Source organism: Agrococcus jenensis (assembly GCF_003752465.1).
In the GTDB taxonomy this organism is placed as follows: Bacteria; Actinomycetota; Actinomycetes; order Actinomycetales; family Microbacteriaceae; genus Agrococcus; species Agrococcus jenensis.
Window position 1 is genome coordinate 2,399,912 of record NZ_RKHJ01000001.1, and the last position, 19,271, is coordinate 2,419,182.

At 73.3% G+C, this 19,271-nt stretch carries 20 protein-coding genes; 7 read left to right on the forward strand and 13 right to left on the reverse strand.

Going from position 1 to position 19,271, the window contains the following annotated elements; all coding sequences use genetic code 11:
• Positions 1–44 precede the first annotated feature (44 nt).
• A complete protein-coding gene (gene glgC / locus EDD26_RS11835; RefSeq protein ID WP_123697894.1) occupies positions 45–1,283 on the forward strand; it encodes a glucose-1-phosphate adenylyltransferase in 1,239 nt (412 codons plus the stop codon).
• Positions 1,280–1,924, forward strand: coding sequence for a phosphoserine phosphatase SerB (serB, locus tag EDD26_RS11840; protein ID WP_123697895.1), 645 nt, complete (start codon positions 1,280–1,282; stop codon positions 1,922–1,924). Before glgC ends, serB begins: the two co-directional genes overlap by 4 nt.
• 11 nt (positions 1,925–1,935) lie before the next feature.
• On the opposite strand, the gene EDD26_RS11845 is transcribed toward serB, so the two are convergent.
• On the reverse strand, positions 1,936–2,328 hold the full coding sequence (locus tag EDD26_RS11845) for an SRPBCC family protein (RefSeq protein WP_123697896.1): 393 nt from the start codon (positions 2,326–2,328) through the stop codon (positions 1,936–1,938).
• A 34-nt stretch (positions 2,329–2,362) separates the two neighbouring features.
• Positions 2,363–3,070, reverse strand: a complete 708-nt coding sequence (gene fabG / locus EDD26_RS11850) for a 3-oxoacyl-ACP reductase FabG (protein ID WP_123697897.1) — start codon at positions 3,068–3,070, stop codon at positions 2,363–2,365.
• A gap of 80 nt (positions 3,071–3,150) precedes the next feature.
• Here fabG and EDD26_RS11855 point away from each other — a divergent pair, with 80 nt between their 5' ends.
• The 3 genes from EDD26_RS11855 to EDD26_RS11865 are packed head-to-tail and all read left to right on the forward strand — an operon-like array spanning position 3,151 to position 4,546.
• Positions 3,151–3,513 (forward strand): DUF3099 domain-containing protein, encoded by a 363-nt coding sequence (locus EDD26_RS11855; RefSeq protein WP_123697898.1) that lies wholly within the window; start codon positions 3,151–3,153, stop codon positions 3,511–3,513.
• Positions 3,510–3,746, forward strand: a complete 237-nt coding sequence (locus tag EDD26_RS11860) for a hypothetical protein (protein WP_245989893.1) — start codon at positions 3,510–3,512, stop codon at positions 3,744–3,746. The genes EDD26_RS11855 and EDD26_RS11860 overlap by 4 nt, the downstream gene beginning before the upstream one ends.
• Complete coding sequence (locus EDD26_RS11865; protein WP_123697899.1) at positions 3,746–4,546, forward strand: SURF1 family cytochrome oxidase biogenesis protein; 801 nt, start codon at positions 3,746–3,748, stop codon at positions 4,544–4,546. Before EDD26_RS11860 ends, EDD26_RS11865 begins: the two co-directional genes overlap by 1 nt.
• Here the strand turns inward: EDD26_RS11865 and EDD26_RS11870 are convergent, their stop codons facing one another.
• From EDD26_RS11870 to EDD26_RS11890, 5 genes are all read right to left on the reverse strand, one after another.
• Positions 4,547–5,515, reverse strand: coding sequence for a hypothetical protein (locus EDD26_RS11870; protein ID WP_123697900.1), 969 nt, complete (start codon positions 5,513–5,515; stop codon positions 4,547–4,549).
• On the reverse strand, positions 5,512–6,189 hold the full coding sequence (locus EDD26_RS11875; protein ID WP_123697901.1) for a MerR family transcriptional regulator: 678 nt from the start codon (positions 6,187–6,189) through the stop codon (positions 5,512–5,514). Before EDD26_RS11875 ends, EDD26_RS11870 begins: the two co-directional genes overlap by 4 nt.
• A gap of 66 nt (positions 6,190–6,255) precedes the next feature.
• Complete coding sequence (locus tag EDD26_RS11880) at positions 6,256–6,915, reverse strand: trimeric intracellular cation channel family protein (protein WP_123697902.1); 660 nt, start codon at positions 6,913–6,915, stop codon at positions 6,256–6,258.
• A gap of 21 nt (positions 6,916–6,936) precedes the next feature.
• A complete protein-coding gene (locus tag EDD26_RS11885) occupies positions 6,937–8,499 on the reverse strand; it encodes an ABC-F family ATP-binding cassette domain-containing protein (protein WP_211333916.1) in 1,563 nt (520 codons plus the stop codon).
• Positions 8,500–8,696: 197 nt separating this feature from the next.
• Positions 8,697–9,452 carry an isocitrate lyase/PEP mutase family protein gene (locus tag EDD26_RS11890; protein ID WP_123697904.1) on the reverse strand — a complete coding sequence of 252 codons (756 nt, stop codon included), beginning with the start codon at positions 9,450–9,452 and terminating at the stop codon, positions 8,697–8,699.
• A gap of 78 nt (positions 9,453–9,530) precedes the next feature.
• Between EDD26_RS11890 and EDD26_RS11895 the strand changes: the two genes are divergently transcribed.
• Positions 9,531–10,178, forward strand: coding sequence for a biotin transporter BioY (locus EDD26_RS11895; RefSeq protein ID WP_123697905.1), 648 nt, complete (start codon positions 9,531–9,533; stop codon positions 10,176–10,178).
• A 60-nt stretch (positions 10,179–10,238) separates the two neighbouring features.
• Here the strand turns inward: EDD26_RS11895 and EDD26_RS11900 are convergent, their stop codons facing one another.
• From EDD26_RS11900 to EDD26_RS11925, 6 genes are all read right to left on the reverse strand, one after another.
• A complete protein-coding gene (locus EDD26_RS11900; protein WP_123697906.1) occupies positions 10,239–11,489 on the reverse strand; it encodes a Gfo/Idh/MocA family protein in 1,251 nt (416 codons plus the stop codon).
• Positions 11,490–11,532: 43 nt separating this feature from the next.
• Positions 11,533–12,504 (reverse strand): ABC transporter permease, encoded by a 972-nt coding sequence (locus tag EDD26_RS11905; protein ID WP_123697907.1) that lies wholly within the window; start codon positions 12,502–12,504, stop codon positions 11,533–11,535.
• On the reverse strand, positions 12,501–13,490 hold the full coding sequence (locus EDD26_RS11910; protein WP_170165631.1) for an ABC transporter permease: 990 nt from the start codon (positions 13,488–13,490) through the stop codon (positions 12,501–12,503). Before EDD26_RS11910 ends, EDD26_RS11905 begins: the two co-directional genes overlap by 4 nt.
• Complete coding sequence (locus tag EDD26_RS11915; RefSeq protein WP_123697909.1) at positions 13,487–15,079, reverse strand: sugar ABC transporter ATP-binding protein; 1,593 nt, start codon at positions 15,077–15,079, stop codon at positions 13,487–13,489. Before EDD26_RS11915 ends, EDD26_RS11910 begins: the two co-directional genes overlap by 4 nt.
• Positions 15,080–15,087: 8 nt before the next feature.
• Positions 15,088–16,155, reverse strand: a complete 1,068-nt coding sequence (locus EDD26_RS11920) for a substrate-binding domain-containing protein (RefSeq protein ID WP_211333860.1) — start codon at positions 16,153–16,155, stop codon at positions 15,088–15,090.
• A 111-nt stretch (positions 16,156–16,266) separates the two neighbouring features.
• A complete protein-coding gene (locus EDD26_RS11925; RefSeq protein ID WP_170165632.1) occupies positions 16,267–17,415 on the reverse strand; it encodes an ROK family transcriptional regulator in 1,149 nt (382 codons plus the stop codon).
• A 70-nt stretch (positions 17,416–17,485) separates the two neighbouring features.
• Here EDD26_RS11925 and EDD26_RS11930 point away from each other — a divergent pair, with 70 nt between their 5' ends.
• Entirely contained in the window at positions 17,486–19,270 is a 1,785-nt protein-coding gene (locus tag EDD26_RS11930) for a DEAD/DEAH box helicase (RefSeq protein WP_123698578.1), read from the forward strand.
• Position 19,271: the final 1 nt, after the last annotated feature.

Genomic DNA, 19,271 nt, shown 5'->3' on the forward strand with positions numbered 1-19,271 from the left:
GCATTGTCTGGTCATCCTCAGACGAGGCACATAGGGTGGCGCCTATGGACAAGAAGGTCTTCGGGATCGTGCTGGCCGGTGGCGAGGGCAAGCGGCTGATGCCGTTGACCGCGGATCGGGCCAAGCCCGCCGTGCCGTTCGGCGGTGCCTACCGCTTGATCGACTTCGCCATCTCGAACCTCATCAACTCGAGCCTCCGCCAGATCGTCGTGCTGACGCAGTACAAGTCGCACTCGCTCGACCGCCACATCTCGCAGGTGTGGCGGATGTCGTCGATGCTGAACGCCTACGTCACGTCGGTGCCCGCTCAGCAGCGCACCGGCAAGCACTGGTTCGCCGGCTCCGGCGACGCGATCTTCCAGTCGCTTAACCTGATCGCCGACGAGAAGCCGGACATCGTCGTCGTGGTCGGCGCCGACCACGTCTACCGCATGGACTTCCGCGACATGATCGACGCGCACATCGCCTCCGGCGCGCGCGCGACGGTCGCCGGCATCCGCCAGCCCATCGAGCTCGCCAACCAGTTCGGCGTGATCGAGGAGGACGAGGAGCGCGACGGCTTCATCAAGGCCTTCCACGAGAAGCCCGCCGACGCGACCGCCTACGCGGTCGGACCCGGCGAGGTGCTCGCGTCGATGGGCAACTACGTCTTCGACGCGGATGCGCTCGTCGAGGCCGTCACGGTGGACAACGAGCTCGAGGGCTCCGGCCACGACATGGGCGGCGACATCGTGCCCTGGTTCGTCGAGCGCGGCGAGGCCGCGATGTACGACCTCAAGAACAACACCGTGCCGGGCGCGACCGAGCGCGACAAGTACTACTGGCGCGACGTCGGCACGATCGAGTCGTTCTTCGACGCGCACATGGACCTCATCTCGGCGTTGCCGATCTTCAACCTCTACAACCGCGAGTGGCCGATCTACACGCAGACGGTGAACGCGCCGCCCGCGAAGTTCACCCGCGACGCGTGGGGCCGGGCGGCCGACGTCAACGAGGCGATCGTGGGCGCGGGCTCCGTCGTCCAGGGCGCCTCGATCGTCCGCAGCGTCGTCTCCCCCTGGTGCACGATCGATGCGGGTGCGACGGTCTCCGACGCGGTGCTCTTCGACCAGGTGCACGTGGGCGCCGGCGCGGTCGTGCGCCGCGCGATCATCGACAAGGCCGTCGAGATCGGCCCCGGGGTCCAGATCGGCGTCGACCACGAGGCGGATCGGGCGCGCGGCTTCGCGATCTCGACCTCCGGCATCGTGACGGTCGGCAAGGGCCAGAAGATCATGCGGTGACGACGGCCAGCCTGCTGGTCGTCACCGATGTCGACTCGACGCTCATCCGCGACGAGGTCATCGAGCTGCTCGCGCGCGCCGTCGGGCCGGACGCCGAGCGCCACGTCGCCGCGGTGACCGAGCGCGCGATGCGCGGCGAGATCGACTTCGCCGCGTCGCTCGCCGAGCGGCTCCTCGTGCTCGAGGGGCTGCCCGCGTCGATCGTCGACGAGGCGCGCGCCCAGATCACGGTCACGCCCGGCGTGCCGGACCTCATCGCCGCCGTCCACGAGCGCGGCGGCGCGATCGCCGCGGTCTCCGGCGGCTTCCACGAGGTGCTCGACCCGCTCGCCGCCGAGCTGGGCGTCGACCACACGCGCGCCAACCGGCTCGAGGTCGCGGACGGCCGGCTCACCGGGCGCTCGATCGGTCCCGTCATCGACGGCGCGGCGAAGCGCGACACGCTCGAGTCGCTGCGGCTGAACCTCCAGGTGCCGCGCGAGCGGATCATGGCGGTCGGCGACGGCGCCAACGACCTGCTCATGATGGCGGTCGCCGGCATCTCGGTCGCGTTCTGCGCGAAGCCCGCCGTGCGGGCGCAGGCGACGCACGTCGTCGACGTGCCCGACTTCCGCGAGCTGCTCGCCCTGCTGCCCGACTGACGCTGCCGGGCCTACGCCTCGAGCAGCGACCGCAGGCGCTCGAGGTCGGCCGCGACGGCCGTCGCGTCGGCCTCGAAGGCATCCGCCGTCACCCCGTCGAGGCGCCGCAGCGTGAAGACGACCTCCGCGCCGAGCGGATGCGGGAGCACGCGGAGCGGGTTGTGCACGGCCGTGCCGTCAGGCAGCGTCACCTCGTGGTCGAGCACGCCGAGGTCGTTGGGCGGCGCGAACCGCACGCGCACCTCCCCCATCGGCGAGCGGACGACGAGCACGTCGCCATCGACGCGCGGCTCGCCCGCCGCGAGGCCGGCGGCCCAGTCGGGCAGCCGCCGTGGGTCGCCTGCGAACGCCGCGACCTCGCCCGGATCGCGGCGGATGATGACGCTCAGGTGGCGGCTCTCCACGATCGGCTCCGTTCCGTCGGTGCTCGACGCGGCCTCAGTGGCCCATGCCGAGGCCGCCGTCGACCGGGATGACGGCGCCCGAGATGTAGGCGGCCTCGTCGCTCGCGATCCAGCGGACGACGCCGGCGATCTCCTCGGGGCTGCCGTAGCGGCCGGCGGGGATGGCCTGCTTGTACTCGGCCTGGGTCGCGTCGTCGAGCGCCGCGGTCATGTCGGTCTCGATGAAGCCCGGCGCGACGACGTTGGCCGTGATCCCGCGGGAGCCGAGCTCGCGCGTGATGGAGCGGGCGATGCCGACGAGTCCGGCCTTCGAGGCGGCGTAGTTCACCTGGCCGGGTCCGCCGTAGAGGCCGACCACGCTCGAGATGAGCACGATGCGGCCCCACTTCTTGCGCAGCATCCCCTTCGACGCGCGCTGCACGACGCGGAACGCGCCGCCGAGGTTCGTGTCGACGACGTCGGTGAAGTCCTGCTCGCTCATGCGCATGAGCAGCGTGTCGCGGGTGATGCCCGCGTTGGCGACGACGACCTCGATCGGCCCGAGCTCGGCCTCGATCTGCGTGAACGCGGCGTCGATGGATGCGGCGTCGGTGACGTCCGCGGCGACCGCGAGGGCGCCCTCCGGGCCGGAGCCGTCGCGCGAGGTGATCGCGACGCGGTGGCCGGCATCGAGGAAGGACTGGGCGATGGCGCGGCCGATGCCGCGGTTGCCGCCGGTGACGAGCACGGTGCGAGGGGTCATGCCCGCCAGCCTATGGCTCGGCCGGATTCCGCCCACAGCACAGACGCCGCCGCACGCGCGCGCGTAGAGTGGCAAGAGCCATGCGACAGCGATCCGCGTCGATCACCGACCTCCCGATCTCCCCTGACGAGGAACGTCAGAGGCGATTCCGGCTGTACCTGATCCTCATGCTCGTGCGCGTGGCGGCCCTCGGCGTCTTCTTCGTGGTGCCGGACTGGTGGAAGCTGATCCCCGCCTTCTTCGCGGTGTTCCTGCCGTACTTCGCGGTGGTGATCGCCAACGCCACGACGCGCGGCCCCGCAGACACGGGTCGGATCTCGCCGAACGCCCTGCCCGCCGCGCCGACGCACCACGACGGCCCCGCCGATCCGGACGACGCCGCGCGCCGCGGCGGTCCTGCGCAGTCGACCGACGGATCGCCGAGGACGGAGCCCACGGCGTGAGCCTGCTCTCGATGCTCGATGGCGACACGGGCACGCGCTGCTCCGCCGCGGGCTGCACGGCGCCGGCCGTGCACGCGGTGCACTGGCGCAACCCGCGGATCCACGACGTCGACCGGGTGAAGACCTGGGCCGCGTGCGATGCGCATCGCGAGTCGCTCGCCGCCTGGCTCCGGTCGCGCGCGTTCCCCGTCACGATCACCGCCTTCGGCGAGACGGTCGAGCGGGTCGCCTGATGCTGCGCCTCCTCCGCGAGCCGCGCTGGCTCGGCTACCTCGCGATGGCCGTGGTCTTCGCGATCGTCTGCTGCGCACTGGGCGTCTGGCAGTGGCAGCGCCGCGAGCAGGCGCTCGCCGCGATCGACCGCCTGGAGTCGAACTACGACCGCGCACCTGCGGCGGTCGCGGATGTCCTGCCCGCCCTCGACGCGTTCGACATCGACCAGCAGTGGACCCCGGTGGTCGTCGAGGGCGAGTACCTCGTCGAGGAGCAGCTGCTGCTGCGCGGCCGCTGGCGAGACGGCGAGGTCGGCTTCGACGTGATCACGCCGTTCCGCACCACGGACGGCACCGTCTTCGTCGTCGACCGCGGATGGATCGACCAGGCCGAGGGCGCGGAGCAGCCGGTCTCGGCGCCCTCGACGCCCGCAGGCCGGACGACGGTGGTCGCCCGGCTGCGACCGAACGAGGGCACGATCGCCGGGCGAGGCGCGCCCGTCGGGCAGATCGCCTCGGTCGACCTGCCGTCGCTCGCCGCGCAGCTCGGCGACCCCGTCTACACGGGCGCGTACGGCCTGCTCGTCAGCGAGGGCGACGGCGTGCCGACCGACGTCGCGGTCGCGACCCGGCCCGTGCTCGACGAGGGGCCGCACCTGTCGTACTCGCTGCAGTGGTACGTGTTCGCCCTCGGTGGCTTCGCCGCGCTCTGGTGGGCGCTGCGCGACGCGCGCCGCGCGGAGGCGACGCCCGTCGACGCGCCGGTGCGGCGGCGCCGCAGCGACGCCGACATCGAGGACGACATCCTCGACCGTCGCTGATCAGGCGACGGGCTGCGGCGCGCGGCGTCCCGCCTCGGGCACGCGCGGCGACCGGAGCACGGCAGCCGTCGCGATGAGGATGCCGACCGCGAGCAGCGCGGTCGCCGTGGCGACGGGTGCGCTCGGCGCGATGATCGACTCCCCGCGGAGCGCCTGCCAGAGCGTGATCGCGGTGACGCCGGCCCAGGCGGTGCCCGCGATCCACGCGAGCCGCGTCCGCGTCACGACACTGGCGAGCAGCGGCACGCGCCGCACGAGGGCTTCCAGCCCCCAGACGAGCAGCGGCAGGCCCTGCAGCGCGTGCATCCCGATGAAGTGGGGCGCGCGCAGGTCGCCGCCCTCGACCGACCAGCCCAGCAGCGGCAGACCGGCTCCCCCGTCGGCGATGCCGACCGCGTGGGCACCGGCGACGCCCTGGAAGTCGCTGAGCTGCGCGCTCGTGGGGCCGGTCATGAGGAACGCGAGCCCCATCCCGGCGAGCCCCACCACGATGCCCGCCCGCAGCGCCGCCCGGCGGGCGGGGTCGCCGTCCCGACGGCGCCAGACGAGCACGCCGAGCACGAGCGTGAGCAGCCACACCGCGGCGATCGAGGCGCCCATGAGCGAGTAGAGCGCGCTCGCCACGGCCGTCGCGACGTTGAAGTGGCTCGTGCTCCCCTGCGCGACGGCCGCCACGATGACGACCTGCTCCGCGAGCAGCAGCAGCGCGATCGCCGTGCCGAGCCACCACAGCCAGCGTCGACGCGGCAGCGTGTCGAGGATCAGCGCGATCGTGGCGGCGAAGATCGCGATCGAGATCGAGAACTTCAGCGGCTTGAGCCACCCGTTCGCGCCGAGGATCTCGACCGGCGCGATGACCGCGAGCACGACGCTCGCGACCGCCGAGACGCCCATGAGGGCGGTGAGGGCGACGAGCGGACCGTGCAGGCGCTGGGTCACGAGGCGCTGGGTCGAGTGGCGCTGCGTCATGACGGCTCCCGGTCGAGCTGGCGGTCGAGCTCGCGCAGCTCGGCGGCGGGCGGCTGCGCGGGGTCGCGCATGGCCGCGTGCGCCGCGGCCTCCTGCGCGATGCGGCGCAGCCCGGCGATGAGCGTGTCGCCGAGCACGGTGCCGACGGCGACGATCGCTGCCATGCGCGAGCGGTCCGGGGCGGCGACGGTCACGGCGAGCTCCGCGCGCGCGGCCTCGTCGGCGGCGCGCGCGTAGGGCTCGAGCAGGCCGGTCAGCTCGGGCAGGTCGAGCGCGCGGTAGGCGTCGAGCACGCGCGCCGACTGCAGCATCCCCGGGTTCTCGTCGTGGGTCGACCAGCCCATCCGGTCGGCGACCGCGCGCACCGCCGCGACCGACTCCCGCGAGGCCGCAGCCTCGGGGACGGGGATCGCGGCCTGCGCCGTGCGCATGAGGTCGAGGATCGGCACCGACTCGTCGTCCGCGGCCGCGAGCACCCGCTGCGCCGCCTGCACGCTCAGGCCGCCGGTCTCGAGCAGCGCCCGGATGAGCCGCAGCCGTGCCGCGTGGCCGTCGTCGTACTCGGAGCGGTTGTAGCCGACGCGCTCGGGCGGCGGCAGCAGCCCCTCCCGCACGTAGAACTTGATGGAGGCGCTGCTGACCTCTGTCCGCTCGCTCAGCTCACCGATCCGCATGTCGATAGTGTCGCTGTCGATAGCGCCACTGTCAATAGCGGAAGATGTGGGCCGACGCCCGTCGCCTCAGTCCCGGATGGTCGGGATCGCCTCCGTCTTGAGCGCCGGCACGTGCCAGCGCAGCAGCTCGCTCATGATGCGCAGCGCCGTCACGACGGCGGCGATGATGGCGAGCACGAGCCAGTGGCCGTAGCCGAGCGCGACCGCGGCAGCCGCGCCGCTCGAGCCGACGAGCGCGGGCAGCAGGTAGAGCCGGGAGTCGCGCCGGAAGACGGCCGGGATGTCGTTGGCGAGCGCGTCGCGCAGCATGCCGCCGCCGATGCCGGTCAGCATGCCGACGAAGGCGGCGCCGACCGGGCCGACGCCGTGCTCGATCGCCTTCCGCGCCCCCTCGACGGCGAAGATGCCGAGGCCGATCGCGTCGAAGACGAGCACGGGCCGGTCGAGCCGCTCCATCCAGCGGTGCAGCGCGAGGACGACGAGCGCGCCGCCCAGGGCGACCGCGAGCATCCACCAGTCGACGAGCGCCGCGACCGGGGTCGCACCGATGAGCATGTCGCGCAGCATGCCGCCGCCCGTCGCGGTCACGACCGCGAGCCCCGCCATGCCGACGACGTCCATGCGCTTCTGCACCGCGAGCAGCGCGCCCGAGATGGCGAACGCGAGGATGCCGATCGCCGAGAACGCATCGCGGACCACGGCGAGCCAGCCGGTGGGCTCCTCCATCGCAGCTCCTCGTCTCTCGCGTCAGGCCAGGCCGATGAGGTCCAGGTACTCCGGGCTCCAGAGGTCCTCGGTGCCGTCGGGCATGATCAGCACGCGCTCGGGGTCGAGCGCCTCGACCGCGCCCTCGTCGTGGCTGACGAGGATGACCGCGCCCTCGTACGCACCGAGCGCGCCGAGGATCTCCTCGCGGCTCGCGGGGTCGAGGTTGTTCGTCGGCTCGTCGAGCAGCAGCAGGTTGGCGCTCGAGACCACGAGCATCGCGAGCGACAGGCGCGTCTTCTCGCCGCCGGAGAGCACGCGCGCCGGCTTGTCGGCGTCGTCCCCGGTGAACAGGAACGAGCCGAGCACGCGCCGCGCCTCGGTCGACGTGATGTCGGGCGACGCCGACAGCATGTTCGACAGCACCGAGCGCTCGACGTCGAGGGTCTCGTGCTCCTGGGCGTAGTAGCCGACCTTGAGGCCGTGCCCGCGGTCGATCTCGCCGGTGTCGCTCTGCGAGACGCCGGCGAGGATGCGCAGCAGCGTCGTCTTCCCGGCGCCGTTGAGCCCCAGGATCACGACGCGCGAACCGCGGTCGACCGCGAGGTCGACGGCGGTGAAGATCTCGAGCGAGCCGTACGACTTCGAGAGGTCGCGCGCCATGATCGGCGTCTTGCCGACCGGCGCGGGCTTCGGGAAGCGCAGCTTCGCCACGCGGTCGACGGCGCGCTCGTCCTCGAGGCCGGAGCGCATCCGCTCGGCGCGCTTCGCCATCTGCTTCGACGCGACGGCCTTCGACGCCTTCGCGCCCATCTTCGCGGCCTGCATCTCGAGCTGGCTCGCCGCCTTCTCGACGTTGGCGCGCTCGCGCTTGCGGCGCTCCGCGTCGGCCTCGCGCTGCCGCAGGTAGAGCTTCCACGACATGTTGTAGATGTCGATGACCTGCCGGTTGGCGTCGAGGTAGAAGACGCGGTTGACGGTCTCCTCGACGAGCTGCACGTCGTGGCTGATGATGAGCAGGCCCCCCTGGTAGCCCTTGAGGAACTCGCGCAGCCACGTCACGGAGTCGGCATCGAGGTGGTTCGTCGGCTCGTCGAGCAGCATCGTGTCGGCGCCGGAGAAGAGGATGCGCGCGAGCTCGATGCGGCGGCGCTGGCCGCCGGAGAGCGTCTCGAGCTGCTGGTCGAGGATGCGGTCGGGCAGCTGCAGGTTCGACGCGATCGCGGCGCCCTCGGCCTCGGCCGCGTAGCCGCCGAGCGCGAGGAAGCGGTCCTCGAGCCGGCTGTAGCGGCGCATCGCGTCGTCGGCGACGGTGCCGCCCTCGCCCATCTGCTCGGTCGCGAGCCGCATGCCCTCGACGAGCTCGCCGAGGCCGCGTGCGTCGAGGATGCGCCGGCGGGCCGTCTGCTTGGGGTCGCCCGAGCGCGGGTCCTGCGGCAGGTACCCGATCTCGCCGCTGCGCTCGACCTTGCCCGAGAAGGTGTGGCCGTCGCGGTCGTCGCTGATGCCGGCGAGCACCTTCGTCATGGTCGTCTTGCCGGCGCCGTTGCGCCCGACCAGGCCGATCTTGTCGCCCCGCTCGATGCGGAAGGAGACGTCGGTCATGAGCGTCCGCGGGCCGACGGAGAGCTCGAATCCGGACACGGCGATCACGCGCGGGAGCCTCTCTCGAAGTTGGTGGGTGGCCGGCTCGCGTTGAGCGAGCCAGCCGTCCAGCCTACCAGCGGGTCGAGCGGCCCGGCACCCGCGCCGCAGCGCCGGTCAGCCCGGGTTCTCAGCGCAGGGTCGTCAGCCCAAGGTCGTCAGCGCCACGGCTGCACGAGCTCCTGGATCGACTCCGTGAGCGACGCCTGCAGCAGCGGGCCGAACGTCACGCGCCGCGCGCCGCTCGCGCGGATCTCGTCCAGCTGGCCGACCACCGAGCCCTTGACAGGGTGGGCGGTGACGTTGACGGGCAGCGACACCCGGGCGAGGATCGCGGCGAGCGCCTCGGGCGTCGGCGGCTTCACCGGGTAGAGCGACCGTGCCCCGGCCTGCTCCGCGAGCTCCATGCGGAGGATCGCCTGCTCGAGCGGGTCGCCGCCGTGCAGCTCCGGCCGCGCGAAGGCGTCGGTGCGCGCGTTGATCACGACGTCGACGCCGGCGGCGTCGGCCGCGGCGCGGAGGCCCGCGACGTAGTCCGCGTGCTCCTGCGCCTCGCGCATCCGGCCCTCGCCGTGCACGGTGTCCTCGACGTTGAGGCCCACGGCGCCCGCCTCGAGCAGCCGCTCGATGAGCTCCGCGGGCTCGGCGCCGTAGCCCGACTCGACGTCGGCCGAGACCGGCACGTCGACCGATGCGACGATGCGGGCGATGCCCTCCATCGCGTCGTCGAGGGTCATGCCCTCGCCGTCCTCCTGGCCGCGCGACTCGGCGAGCGGGTGGCTGCCGATCGTGATGGCGGCGAAGCCCGCGTCGACGAGGGTGCGCGCCGACCACGCGTCCCACGCGGTGGGGAGCACGACGAACTCGTCGTGCATCGTCAGCAGTGCGGTGGCCTTGGTGGAGAGATCGCTCATGGGCCGATCGTATGGGCCGTCGGCAGCGCGGGCCTGTGGATGCGGTGCGCGGGACCGTCGCACCCCTAGGCTGGCGGCATGACTGCGCCGCGCCCGTTCCCCCGCCGCTCCTCATCCGCCGCCGCCGTGCTCGCGAAGCCGGTGCTCGCCGACGTGCTCGTCGGTCAGCGCACGCTCGTCAAGGACGTGCTGCTCGTCGCCGCCGGCATCGCCGTCGTCGCCGCGCTCGCGCAGGTCGAGGTGCCGATGTGGCCCGTCCCGGTCACCGGCCAGACGCTCGGCGTCATGCTCGTCGCCGCGACCCTCGGGTTCCGCCGCGGCGTCGCCGCGATGGTCGGCTACCTCGTGCTGGGCGTCGCGGGCGCCCCGATCTTCGCGACCTTCACCGGCGGCATCGCCGCGATCGGCAAGCCGAGCTTCGGCTTCATCATCGGCTTCATCGCGACCGCCGCGGTGGTCGGCTGGCTCGCGGAGCGCCGCTGGGACCGCCGCCCGCTGCTCGCCGTCGCGCTCTTCGGTGCCGCGAGCCTCATCCCCTTCGCGTTCGGCATCCCCTACATGGCCGCCGTCCTCGCCGCGATGGGCGCGCCCGTCGACCTCCCCGGCGCGCTCGCCCTCGGCTTCCTGCCGTTCATCGTCGGCGGCGTCGTGAAGTGGGCGCTCGCCGCGGCCCTCATGCCCGCCGCATGGGCGGGCGTGCGTGCGATGGACCGCCGCGTCGGCTGACCGGATCCACGACGAAGGCCCGCGCTCGCGCGCGGGCCTTCGTCGTGCTCGCTGCTGCGATCAGCGGCGCGGGTTCCAGGTGCCCTGGGCGACGTCCGGCACGAAGTCGGTGAGGTCGACGGGCCAGCGCACCGTCTGCCCCGTCTGCGCCGACTGGTAGGCGGCCATGAGCAGCTCGGCCACGGCCACGCCGTTCCGCAGCGACTCCATCGGCTGCTCGCCGCGCAGGAAGCACGCCGCGACGTGGCGGTTCTCGCCGGTGTAGCCGTAGGTGGCCGCCTCGTCGGCGACGACCGGCATGAGGCCCTGCTCGGCGTTCTGCTTCTCGAGCATGTCCTCGCCGACGCCCTGGCCGATGGCGCGCGACAGGAACACCTTCGACTCGGTCGACGACGTGTCGGACTGCATCGAGTACTCGGGGCCGAGCAGCTCGAACGAGAGCCGCAGCCCCGCGCCGACGTAGCTCCACGAGGTGGTGCCCTCGGCGATGACCGTCTCGCCGTCGCCGTTCACGAACTCCCACGCGGCGCGGGCGTAGTCCTCGCTCGGACGCTCGCGGTAGTCGGGGGCGCCGGGGTAGAGCTCGAGCAGCTGCTCGGCGTACGCCGGTCGGCCCCACTTGAGCGACTGGATGCTCGCGGTCACCGAGACGGGCGTGAGCCAGTCGGCCGGATCGACCCCCGGCGGGGTGAGCAGGTACCTGCCCGCCTCGACCGAGTGGCACATCATGTCGCTCAGCACGCCGCCGCCCTGCTTGGCGCCGTCCCAGAACCACGCCTTGTGCGGGCCCGAGTGCTCCTCGGCGCAGCGCGCGAGGTAGGGCGTGCCGGCCTCGCTCGCGCCGCGACGCCAGACGAGCTCGTGGGCGCGCGTGATCGCGGGCGAGTAGACCTGGTTCTCGAGGTAGGCGTGCAGCAGGCCCGCCGACTCGACGAGCTGGAGGATCTCCCGCGCCTCGGCCACGGTGCGGCCGAGCGGCTTCTCGATGGCGATGCCGGTGAGCGCCGCGCCGCCCTGCACCTCCTCGACGATCGCGCGGATGACCTCGAGGCGGGAGTCGTTCGGGGTGAGCACCCAGACGGCGTCGACCCGGTCGTCCCGGACGAGCGCGCGCACGTCGTCGTGCGCGGTCACGTCGGTGCCGACGCCGATCTCCTCGGCGATGGTCGCGAGCCGCGAGGCGCTCTCGCGGGTGCGCGAGGCGACGGCGACGACGTCGGCGTCGCGCACGCCGGTCCACGAGCGCACGTGGAACTCGCCGATGAAGCCGGCGCCGATGATGCCGACGCCGAGCACGGAGCGCTGAGCCATGGTGGGGATCCTCTCGATCACGGGGTGCAGCAGGGGCTGCGGATCAGGTGCGCAGCTTGCGCTGGCGGCCGTAGACCGCCAGCAGCGCGATGAGCACGACGCCCTGCACGACGATGCGCGCCCATTCGGGCATGCTGAGCGTCGTCAGGAGGCTGGTGAGCACGGTCAGCACGATCGCTCCGATCGCGCTGCCGAGGTAGCCGCCGACGCCGCCGGCGACGAGCGTCCCGCCGATCACGACGGCGGCGATCGACGGCAGGGTCAGGTCGTTCGCGAGGTTCAGGAAGACCTGCTGCGAGTAGCCGACCATCGCGATGCCGCCGAGCGCGGCGAAGATCGAGCTCAGCACGTAGGCGGTCACGGTGACCCGGCCGACGGGCACGCCCGAGAGCCGGGCGGCCTCGCGGCCGGAGCCGGTCGCGTAGAGCTGCATGCCGAACGTGGTGCGCCGCAGCACGAGCGTCACGACGACGGCGAGCAGCGCCCAGACGAGCAGGATGCCGGGGATGCCGAGCACGTCGCGGCCGTTCACGAGCTGCACGAGCGAGGGGGCGGCGCGGCCGTCGGCGACGCCGCCGGTGACGACGAGGATGAGCCCGCCGACCACGCCGAGCATGCCGAGCGTCATGACGAACGGCGGGATGCGCAGCAGCACGATGCCGAGGCCGTTCGCGAGGCCGATGAGGGCGGCGACGCCGACCGCGAGCAGGATGCCCGGGACGAGCAGCGCATCCGACCCGTTCATGGTGCGGCTCGCGAGGATCGCGCCGAGCGTCGCGACGGTGCCGACCGAGAGGTCGATGCCCTCGCCGCCGGAGAGCACGACGATGGTCTGGCCGATCGCGATGATGCCGAGGAACGACGCCACGCGGAGCATGTTCACGATCTGGTCGGGCGAGGCGAAGCCGGGCTTGAGGATGCCTCCGACGACGACGAGCAGGATCGCGATGACCGCGGCGATGACGACGGGGTCCCGCAGCAGGGTGCGCGCGCGGGTCGCGGTCGTGGGCTTCATCGCTGCCGCCTCGGTGCACCGAGCGCGCTCAGCGCGAGCGCGAGGATGACGACGAGGCCCGCGGCGAGCGCGCGCCACGAGGTGGGCAGGCTCAGCGCGAAGAGGATCGTCGAAGCGAGCGAGAGCGTGATCGCGCCCGCGATCGCCCCGATGGGTGAGCCGATGCCGCCGCGCAGCGCGATCCCGCCGACGACGACGGCCGCGACGCTGTTGAGCGCGAGGTCCCCGCCGATGAAGGGGTCGCCCGAGCCGGAGTTGCCGAGCACGGCGAGGCCGGCGAGGCCGCAGATGACGCCGCAGATCGCGTACGACGCGAGCTGCGCGCCCGCGACGGGCACGAGCGACGCGAAGGCGGCAGCGGGTCCGCCGCCGGTGGCGCGGATGTGCCGCATGATGCGCAGGTGCCGCACGACGAGCCAGCCGGCAGCGACCGCGACGACGAGCAGCACCGAGACGGGCACGCCGCCGACGGCCTGGCGGAAGGTGCCGGTGATGATGGCGGGCACGGTGCCGCCCGGCGAGGGCAGCACGAGCAGCGCCAGCCCGGAGAAGACGGATGCGGTCGCGAACGTCGCGATGAGCGGCTGCAGGCGCAGGCGGCTGACCACGAGGCCGTTGACGATGCCGCACGCGAGGCCGACGCCGATCGCGGTGAGGAAGCCGAGCGGCACGCTGCCCGCCTCGCCCTGCATCACCTGCACGGCGACGACGCTCGAGAGCGCGACGATCGCGCCGGCGGAGAGGTCGAGGCCCCCGCCGATCACCACGATCGCCTGGGCGACCGCGACGAGCACGAGCGGCAGGAAGGTCGCGAACGTCGAGGCGACGCCGTAGGGGCTGAGCAGGTTGGGCTGCAGCGCGACGGCCGCGACCACGGCGACGATCAGCAGCGCGGCGGTCGCCCACGAGGCGACGCGCACGCGGCCGAGCCGCTCGGTCAGCGGCCGGCGCTCCTCGATGGCTGCGACGGTGGGTGTCTGGGTCACGGGGTTCCCTCGTGGGTGTCGTCCGGAGCGGTCTCGCCGCGCGTGCGGGCGGGCTGCTGTCCCGGCGCCTGCTGTCCCGGCGCCTGCTCGCCCTCGCCGATGACGAGCGCCGCCTGCACGAGCCGCTCCTCGGTGATCTCGTCGCCGACGAGCTCGGCGCGCACGGCGCCCTCGAACAGCACGAGCACGCGGTCGCACACGGTCACGAGCTCGCGGTCCTCGCTCGAGTTGATGATGACGGTCGCGCCGTCGTCGGCCATGCGGCGGATGATGCGGTAGATCTCGGCCTTCGCGCCGACGTCGACGCCCTTCGTCGGGTCGTCGAGCAGCACGACGCCGGGCTCCGTGAGCAGCCACTTGCCGAACACGACCTTCTGGGCGTTGCCGCCGGAGAGGCTCGAGATCGGGTCGCCGAGGCCGCCGATCTTGATGGCGAGCGCCTCGACCATCGACTCGGCGGCGGTGCGCTCGCGCCGCGCGGAGATGACGCCCGCGCGGGTGCGGCGCCCGAGGCTCGCGATCGCGAGGTTCTCCTGGATGGGCCGGGGCGGCAGGGTGCCCTGCGTGCCGCGGTCGCCGGGCACGAGCGCGATGCCGCGCGCCGCCGCGGTGCGCGGCGAGGCGAGCCGCACGGGCTCGCCGTCGACCTCGACGTCGCCGGTGGCGGCGGTCGCGCCGAAGAGCGCGAGCAGCAGCTCGGACTGCCCCTGGCCCTGCAGGCCGCCGAGCCCGACGACCTCGCCCGCACGGGCCTCGAGGTCGATGCCGCGCAGCGCGCCGCCGGCGAGGCCGCGAGCGGTGAGGCGCACGCGGCCGCTCGGCCGCTCGCCGTGCTCCCGCTCGACCGCCTGCACGTCGCCGACCATGAGCCGCACGAGCTCGTCGGGCGTCGTGCCGGCCATCGCCGTCTCGGCGACCGTCTCGCCGGAGCGGAGGATCGTCGCGCGGTCGCACAGCTCGGTGATCTCGTCGAGCCGGTGCGAGACGAAGAGCACGGCGGTGCCGCGATCGCGCAGCTCCCGCACGATCTCGAACACGACCGCGACCTGGTCGCGGTGCAGCGAGGCGGTCGCCTCGTCGAGGATGAGGATGCGCGGCTCCCGCAGCAGTGCCTTGCCGATCTCGACGAGCTGCTGCTGGCCGGGCGTCAGCTCGCGCACGGGCTGCTCGGCGTGGACGGCGCCGAGCGCCGGCGCGAGCCGCTCGAGCACGGGCCGCGCCCGCCTGCGGGCGGCGCGCCCCGACAGGAAGCCCGCGGTGGCGGGCTCGCTGCCGAGCACGAGGTTCTCGCCCACCGTGAGCTCTGGCACGAGGCTGAGCTGCTGGTAGACGGCGGCGACGCCGAGGCGTGCCGCGGCCCGCGGGGAGCCGATGCGCACCGGCTGCCCCGCGAGCTCGATCTCGGCCTCGTCCGGGCGGACGGATCCGGCCAGCACCTTGCCGAGGGTGGACTTGCCGGAGCCGTTCGGGCCCAGCAGGCCGTGGACCTCGCCGCCCGCTGCGGTGAGGCTCGCGCCCCGCAGCGCGCGGACGCCGCCATAGCGCTTGTGCACGCCGCTGAGGCGCACGAGCGGCGAGGTCTCGGTCATCGTCGGTCCTACTGCAGGAACTGCTGGACGTCCTCGGCGGAGAGCACCGAGTCGAGCACGTAGGTGTCGGGCTGGCTCTCGACCTCGCCCCAGATCTCGTCGAAGTTCTCGGCCGTCACGGCCTCCTCGAGCTCCAGCACGATGTTGTGGCCGTCCTGCAGCTGCGACTCGTCGAGCTCGGCGCCCTGCAGCATCGCCATGGCGATGTGCAGCGCGGTCGCGCCCGTTCCCGGCGGGTTCACGACGCCGATGGACTCGAAGCCGTCGGCCTGCTCGCTCCAGAGCCGGAGGAAGCCGTTGCGGGCCTCGCCCGACATCACGATCTCGTCCTGCTTCTCGGCGGCGATGAGCGCCTGCAGCACGCCGAGGGCCATGCCGTCCTGCGTCCAGACGCCGTCGATGTCGGGGTAGGTGGCGAGCAGGTTGCCCATCTCCTGCTGACCCGTGGCCTGGTCCCAGCCGCCGTCAGCGGTGGTGAGCACCTCGATGCCGGCCTCCTCGAACACGGCCTGCGCCGCGCCCCAGCGGGCCTCGTTGGCGGGGTGGCCCGAGATGCCGTTGACCGCGACGATGCTGCCGCCGTCGCCGACCTTCTCGGCGAGCCACTCGGCGCTCGTCTCGGCCCACAGCTCCTGGTCGATGCCGACGTTGATGACGCTCTCGGCGGTCACCGCCTGGTCGATCGCGAAGACGAGGATGCCCTGGTCCGTGGCCTCCTGGAACACCTGGTCGAGCGCGGAGCCCGAGTTGGGGTCGGCGATGATCGCGTCGACGCCGGCGTTGATGAGGTTGCGGACCTGCTGGATCTGGCCGTTGACGTCGGTGTCGGCGTTCTCGAGCACGAGCTCCTCGAGCGTGCCGGCCTCCTGGTACTCCGCGGCGGCCTCCTCGATGTCGGCCACCATCTGCGTCCGGTACTCGGAGCCGACGAAGCCGTTGCTGATGCCGATGGTGAAGGGGCCGGCCGCTGCTGCGTCCGATCCGCTGGGGGCCGGCTCGTTCGAGACGGTCGAGCAGCCTGCGACGACGAGGGTTGCCGTCGCCAGAGCCGCGAATCCGAGTGCGCGCTGTCGCATGTCGATGCCTCCTTGCATCCGTGTCCGCACTTTCATGCAGACTGCGAAAAATGGTGAGGCCAGTGTTGCACGACCGTGCGGCGACGCCTAGCACCGTGGCCGAATCGTGACCTACGCGTCGAGCAGCCGCTCCAGCGATCCGAAGGCGTCGACCGCGATCGCGGCTGCGCCGAGCAGCGCGCCCTCGCCGTCCGCCGAGGCGGGCACGAGCCTCGGGATGTGCAGCACCCGGCCGGTGAGGCGGCGCTCGAGCTCCGGGACGACCGTGTCGGCGAGCGGGGCGAAGCGGCCGGCGAGCACGATGACCTCCGGATCGAGCAGCGCGCACACGTTGGCGAGCGCGACCGCGAACTCGTCGAGCACGCGCCGGGCGAACGCGCCGGCGGGCGACCGCTCCCCCGCTCGCGCGAACACCGCCGCGAAGGGCTCGACGCCCGCGGGCAGCTCGATGCCGTCGGCGGCCGCGCGCCGCACGAGCCCGGCGGAGCCGAGCTGCGACTCCAGGTCGCCGAAGTCGACGTAGAGGCGGTCGATCGAGTCCGGCCCGACGAGCATGCGGCCGATCTGCCCGGCGAAGCCGCGGCTGCCCTCGAGGATCCTGCCGTGCTCGACGATGCCGGCGCCGACGCCCTCGAAGACGGCGAGCGCCATGAGGCTCGTCGCCTCGCGGTGCTCGCCCCAGCGCGACTCGGCCACGGCGATGAGGTTGGCGTCGTTCCCGACCGCGACGGGCGCGTCGAGGCGCTGGCGCAGCAGGTCGCCGAGGTGGATGCCGTGCCAGTGCAGCGCGGGCGCGAAGTCGATCGTGCCGTCCGCCTGCACGGGGCCGGGGATCGCGACGCCGATCGCGACCGGGCGCCGTCGGCCGTGCGGCGCGTGCCAGGCGGCCTCGATGGCGTGCAGCGTGTGCGCGAGCCGCTCGTCAGCGCCGGGCGGTGCATCCAGCCGCTCGCTCCAGCGCACGGTGCCGCCGAGGTCGACGAGTGCGAGCGTCGTGTGGTGGTCCGCGACGTCGACGGCGAGCACGGTGGCGGCCGACTCGTCGACCCGCACCCGCCCGAGCGGCCTGCCGCCGGCGGGTCCGACGGCGCTCTGCTCGACGAGCAGCCCGGCGTCGATGAGCGCGACGACCGCGCGCGACACCGTCGCGACGCTGAGGCCGGTCGCCGCGGCGAGCTCCGCGCGCGACGCGTCGCCGGCCGTGCGGGCGGCCGCGAGCACCGATGCGCGGTTGCGCCGGGTCGTCGACTGCGAGCTCACCCGCTCATCCTGCACCCGGCGGCGGCGCGAGGCGCGCCGGGCGCGCGGGGCACCGCGTACCCTTGCAGACGTGAACGATGCGCAGCCCACCCAAGCCTCCGAGCCCGACGGCGAGCGCACCACGTTCGCCAGCCTCGGCCTCCCTCCCGCCATCCTGAAGGCCCTCGACGACGTGGGCTACGAGACACCGTCGGCGATCCAGGCCGAGACCATCCCGCCGCTGCTCGGCGGCCGCGACCTCATCGGCCTCGCGTCGACCGGCACGGGCAAGACGGCCGCGTTCGCGCTCCCCGTGCTCGCCGCGATCGACGTCGCGCGCCGCAGCCCGCAGGCGCTCGTGCTCACGCCCACGCGCGAGCTCGCCGTGCAGGTGTGCGAGGCGTTCGAGCGCTACGCGGCGCACCTCGGCGGCGTGCACGTGCTGCCGATCTACGGCGGCCAGGGCTACGGCGTGCAGCTGTCGGCGCTCCGCCGCGGCGTGCACGTCATCGTCGGCACCCCCGGCCGCATCATGGACCACCTCGCGAAGGGCACGCTCGACCTCTCCGGCCTCACGCACGTCGTGCTCGACGAGGCCGACGAGATGCTTCGGATGGGCTTCGCCGAGGACGTCGACCAGATCCTGCAGTCGACGCCGCCCGAGAAGCAGGTCGCCCTCTTCTCGGCGACCATGCCGCGGCAGATCCGCGCGATCTCGCAGCAGCACCTGCGCGAGCCCGTCGAGATCACGGTGCGCGGCAGCGCGTCGACGTCGCCGAGCATCACCCAGCGCGCGCTGATGGTCTCGTACCAGCAGAAGCTCGAGGCGCTCACGCGCGTGCTCGAGGTCGAGCCGTTCGAGGCGGCGATCGTCTTCACCCGCACGCGCAACGAGACCGAGACGGTCGCGGAGCGCCTGCGGGCGCGCGGCTACGCCGCCGCCGGCATCTCGGGCGACGTCGCGCAGCCGCAGCGCGAGAAGATGATCGAGCAGCTGCGCTCCGGCGACCTCGACGTGCTCGTGGCGACCGACGTCGCGGCGCGCGGGCTCGACGTCGAGCGCATCAGCCACGTCATCAACTACGACCTGCCGATCGACACCGAGTCGTACGTGCACCGCATCGGCCGGACGGGCCGCGCGGGGCGCACGGGCGACGCGATCAGCTTCGTCACCGCGCGCGAGCGGCGCATGCTCAGCCAGATCGAGAAGGCGACCCGCGGCACGGTCGCCGTCATGCCGATGCCGAGCGCCGACGAGGTGAACTCGACGCGCCTGACGCGCTTCGACGACGCCATCACCGCCGCGCTCGGGCAGAGCGACCGGATCGAGCGGTTCCGCGAGATCGTCGCCCACTACGTCGAGCACCACGACGTGCCGCAGGAGGACGTCGCCGCTGCGCTCGCCGTCGTCGCGCAGGGCGAGACGCCGCTGCTGCTCGACGAGCGCGCCGACCGCGCGCTGCAAGCGTCGCGCGCCGACCGACCCGACCGGCCGGACCGCCCCGCCCGCGCTGAGGGCGACGGCGAGCGCCGCTCGCGCCGCGGACCGTCGGATGCGACGACGTACCGCCTCGCCGTGGGCAGCCGCAAGGGCGTCGAGCCGCGGCAGATCGTCGGCGCGCTCGCGAACGAGGGCGGCCTGGGCCGCGACGACTTCGGACGCATCCAGATCCGCTTCGACCACACGCTCGTCGAGCTGCCCGAGCTCGACCGCTCGCAGCTCGAGCAGCTCTCGAAGACCCGCATCATGGGTGTGCCGATCGACATCCAGGTCGACACGGGTGCGCGGCCGTCGCGCGGCGACCGCGGTGACCGCGGTGGGCGCGGGTCCGACGAGCGTCCGCCGCGGAAGCCGCGCCAGGGTCGGGAGCGCTGAC